At 42.3% G+C, this 4,111-nt stretch carries 4 protein-coding genes and 1 pseudogene; all 5 read right to left on the bottom strand.

The features are described 5' to 3' along the window. Window positions 1-305 precede the first annotated feature (305 nt). A complete protein-coding gene (locus Q4A91_RS09255; RefSeq protein WP_303214224.1) occupies window positions 306-971 on the bottom strand; it encodes a hypothetical protein in 666 nt (221 codons plus the stop codon). Window position 972: 1 nt separating this feature from the next. Beyond that, window positions 973-1,545: a hypothetical protein gene (locus tag Q4A91_RS09250; protein WP_303214222.1), complete on the bottom strand. Its 573-nt coding sequence runs from the start codon at window positions 1,543-1,545 to the stop codon at window positions 973-975. A 301-nt stretch (window positions 1,546-1,846) separates the two neighbouring features. Then, entirely contained in the window at window positions 1,847-2,701 is an 855-nt protein-coding gene (locus tag Q4A91_RS09245; protein ID WP_303214220.1) for a VOC family protein, read from the bottom strand. Window positions 2,702-2,811: 110 nt separating this feature from the next. Beyond that, entirely contained in the window at window positions 2,812-3,849 is a 1,038-nt protein-coding gene (locus tag Q4A91_RS09240; protein WP_303214218.1) for an aldose epimerase family protein, read from the bottom strand. Window positions 3,850-3,995: 146 nt separating this feature from the next. Beyond that, a pseudogene (locus Q4A91_RS09235) lies at window positions 3,996-4,111 on the bottom strand (tagatose-bisphosphate aldolase); the annotation flags it as partial.

The following is a 4,111-nucleotide window of genomic DNA, read 5'->3' as shown; positions in this document are numbered from 1 at the left end:
TATAACTCAATAAACTCTACTTGAGTGTTTACACAAAATTATTGACAGAACCTTGTTTTGGAAAACTTTTGGAATAGCAAGAACATGAACACGAGTACCAGTATATGATAAATAGTAAAACGAAAAACTAGCATACTCATATCATGTGACTCCTCTTTGATAAAAAAAGAACCTATAAATATCAGTAAAGAAAATATTTCTTCAATTGCAACAGACCGTAGAAAGTCAGAGTTCTTTATAGGACTAGTATCCACAACTGCCATATTTAAAAACTCAACATACTTTTCTTTCATCTTATCCTCTTCTTACTCCTCTTCCCCAAATAATACTTTCCCCTGCTTGTATTTTCGTACGGCTAACAGCCAGCTGATTGGATTGTTTTGAAATAGTAGAAGAACCACGCTAATTGGGACGATCGTTGCTCCGATTGGCACCATGAACATCGACGGTTCAAACCATTCATGTTCATAGTAGGGAATGAAGGTCCCAGGTATGGCAAAGAACACAACAATAACAAAAACAAATAGAAGAACGAGGACAGCAAATAGATACAAGATGATTTTATCGACTGTTGGTTCCTTATCTGGTGACTTCCTCCAAAAAGTACTACTTTCAACCGCATCTTTAAACTGTTCTTCACTTGGTGGGACAAGCGACTTAGCCCCACTGTAGAACAGTTTTTCAAATCCATAAACACTTCCGATAAAAACGAAAAGGATAGCGGCTAGATGGATAGGTGCCATCCACTCACTCAATCTAAATGGCGCTAGCAAGGAACGAATCCAAATACCGATAATAGCAACTAGCAAGAAAATAAAGAAGACAACCCAAGGCCACTTGGATTTCTTTGAACTGATGGCACCGTCGGTTTCTGACGAGGCGCTAGATTCTGTCGCTAAAGCCTCTATCGTCTTTGTGTTATAGTAGGCGGATTGCTGGTATCCTTGGCCTATATAAATGATTTTTCTCATCTTACATTTCTCCCTCTTTCCCTCGGCTACCGTCCTGTAATGTCTCCATCAGCTCCTTGAACAGTCGTTTGCGCGTTTTCATCCGAAAATCATAAACTATATATGTAAGAATACCAATCCCTAACATGTACATAATTAAAAATTGAAAATCAGAAACAGCCAGATAACGATAGGCTGAAAAAATCGTTATTAAAACAAAAATGTAGCCAACTACTGTCAACGCCCTAGATTTTCTCCTAAGTGTTTTGATATTGGCTTTTGTCAGCCGGACTTTTCTAAATCTATCTGTTTTCATGTTGCGTCGGGTAGATTTGGCAAGGAAAATGGTCCCGAAAACCAAAAACAGAGACATCAGGATAAAGAAAATCAGATTGAAAGGGGAGGAGACATCCCCAAAGGTTTGGTTGAGCAACTTTGACAGCCGTTGCAAGGAATAGATTGCAATAGGGGCTGCAATAGCTGAATAATTCATACCTTGTTTTACACCGTAGAATACTTGATTCCTCAGATCATAATAGATAAAATAGTCCTCCAGAGGGCCCATACTGATTAAATTTTTTTCACTTGTGTCCATCTTATTTCCCGTCTCCTAAACTCATACGGATGTTCAAACAGAGTCCTACTTTCTCTCAAAAGAATCGTGACGACGATTGCCAGCAGTCTAGCCGATTTTTGGCATTTGCTTCCTAGAGAAAGAAAAGTTTATTAGTATTATAGCATGAGCCCCCAGAAAAGGGAAAATATCCCCGGCAGATACCTTTGCTAGATCCAAGAAAGCTTTCGTCATTTCATAAAAAAGCGAACAAGTCCGCATTCTAAAAACAGAATACGAGCCTATCCGCCTTTTCCTATGTCTATGATGTGTTTTTCACATCTCATCGTGCCAAGCGAATGCGGGTCACAATCCCATCTGGGTCTACAAGATCCAACTCACTCGAATTTAGCCACTTGATTGGTGCTTCTAGCTCTTGTGCTTGCTGAACGATATTCAGGAGTTCTTCCTTGCTTTCGACCTCAAGGACGTAGTAGGCCAAGCCTGGCAAGCCTTGCTCACGCGGAGCCAGCCCTTTTCCAGCCCATTCGTTGACAGCCAGGTGGTGATGGTACTGACCAGCCGCTATCCAACAAGCACTAGGAATGCTAAATTTATCTTCTAGTCCTAAGACCTTTTGATAAAACTGGCTCGCCGCACGACTATCCTTGACCGATAGATGAATATGCCCCATTCTCGTCCCTTCAGCTAGGACAAAGGGATCCACCTTTTCTCCTAACTCATAGATGTCCTGTGCCGCAAGGGCTTCGGTCACACCGATAATGCGACCATCTTCTCGAATATCCCATGAAGACACTGGCTTATCACGGTAGAGTTCAATGCCATTTCCTTCCAAATCCTCTAGATAAATAGCCTCACTGTATCCATGATCTGCACCCCCGACCAGAGGAATCCGCAAATCACTTAGGTGTTTCAAGACATCTGCCAAGGTTTTTCGTGTCGGCAACAAAATCGCCAGATGGTAGAACCCATAATGCTCCCTTACTTCCCCAGCTTTTTCTGTCGCAATCAAGTGGACCAAGGCTTTTTTACCAAGTCCCAAAATCGCTTCTGTCTCTGTTTGCGATAAAATCTCCAAGCCAATAATCTGGTGATAAAAAGCCGTTTGACTCGTTAAATCCTTGACATTTAAAACCGCCTCTGCTAGATAAATGTGGCTTTGGTATGCATAAGTCATAGGGTGTCTCCTTTTGTTTGTTATAACTTTGTTAATTCCATCAATTATACACTATTGAGATAAAATGTCAACGAAGACAACTCAAAAGAGCTGGAGACCAGCTCTTCTTTTTATTTTACAACAAGCTCGTAGCGAGTTTTGCTGGTGAAAGTTTGCCCTGCTTTGAGAATGACTTGGTCTTTGAGGTCGCTATGAATGGCATCTGGTAAAGCCTGCGCTTCAAGGGCAATTCCATTGTGCTGTACCATTGGCTGACCAGCTATGATGACACTCTCATCCACAAAGTTTGCTGTGTAGACCACAAAGCAAGGGGCCTCTGTCTTGAAAAGCAGGAAGCGACCTGAGTTTTGGTCATAAAGGAAACCAGCATTGTCATGACCCGCAGGAAGAGCAAATGGGTGATCCAAACCAGATACCAACTGGATTTGCTCATCTTCCTCTGCAAAGATGTCCTTCAACGAAGCACCATTATAGATGTGTTTGACTACATCACGAGTAGCATCTGGAGTCTTAGCCGGAACACCGTCCGGAGCGATTGGGTAAATGCCCTCCGTATTTAGCTGGAAGACATGGCGGTCAACTGTCTGCGTGAAATCACCAGACAAGTTGAAGTAGCTGTGGTTGGTTGGATTGACTAGCGTATCCTGATCAGTCGTTACCTTATAGCTGATTTCGTAGGCGCCAGTTTCTTCCAAGTGATAGCTGATCCATATCTTGAGATTACCAGGAAATCCTCCTGTCCCGTCTGTACGCTCTGTGTAGAGGGTCAAACCATGGTCGCTCACCTCAGTCAATTCAAATAAGCTCGCATCCCAACCTGTTGAACCACTGTGGTTACAGTTGCTAGCATTGTTGACTTCAAGATCATAGGTCTGCCCATTGAGCTCAAATGTCGCACCTGCAATACGGCCCGCTACAGGACCTACACTTGCTCCATGCTTGGGACTATTGCCTACATAGCTATCAAAATCATCAAAGCCCAAAATCACATTGGCAAAATTCCCAGCCTTGTCAGGCGTGACATAGCGCAAGATGGTCGCACCATAAGTCATAACTTCAAGCTGGTAACCACCATCAGTCTCAAAGCGATAAGCCAAGACATCCTTGCCCTCATGATTTCCAAATACACGCTCTGTGTATGCTTTCATTCTTCTCTCCTTTGATCCATTTCTCTTAAGTAAACAAACCATAGAGAGTGTCTCACCATCTATGGTTGTAGTTTTTATTTTCAGAATCCTTTGTCAGAAAACCTTAAGTATCCTCTTAACAAAAAGGAATTCTTCTATTCTTGTTTTTATGCTTCTACACGTTCAGTCCATGAAGTTGCTGTTGTTTTGAGAACTTTGTTGAGTTCATCAATGTTCTCAAATCCAGTTGTGCGTAGCCATTCACGAGCAGCTGCTTCACCGT

The organism is Streptococcus sp. (genome assembly GCF_030528045.1).
GTDB lineage: Bacteria > Bacillota > Bacilli > Lactobacillales > Streptococcaceae > Streptococcus.
Note: the sequence above shows the minus strand (reverse complement) of the source record. Positions and strands in the feature narration are given on the sequence as shown.

Coding starts and splice junctions, on each gene's coding strand:
- Q4A91_RS09255 (WP_303214224.1), bottom strand. CDS start 971: ATGAGAAAAATCATTTATATAGGCCAAGGATACCAGCAATCCGCCTAC.
- Q4A91_RS09250 (WP_303214222.1), bottom strand. CDS start 1,545: ATGGACACAAGTGAAAAAAATTTAATCAGTATGGGCCCTCTGGAGGAC.
- Q4A91_RS09245 (WP_303214220.1), bottom strand. CDS start 2,701: ATGACTTATGCATACCAAAGCCACATTTATCTAGCAGAGGCGGTTTTA.
- Q4A91_RS09240 (WP_303214218.1), bottom strand. CDS start 3,849: ATGAAAGCATACACAGAGCGTGTATTTGGAAATCATGAGGGCAAGGAT.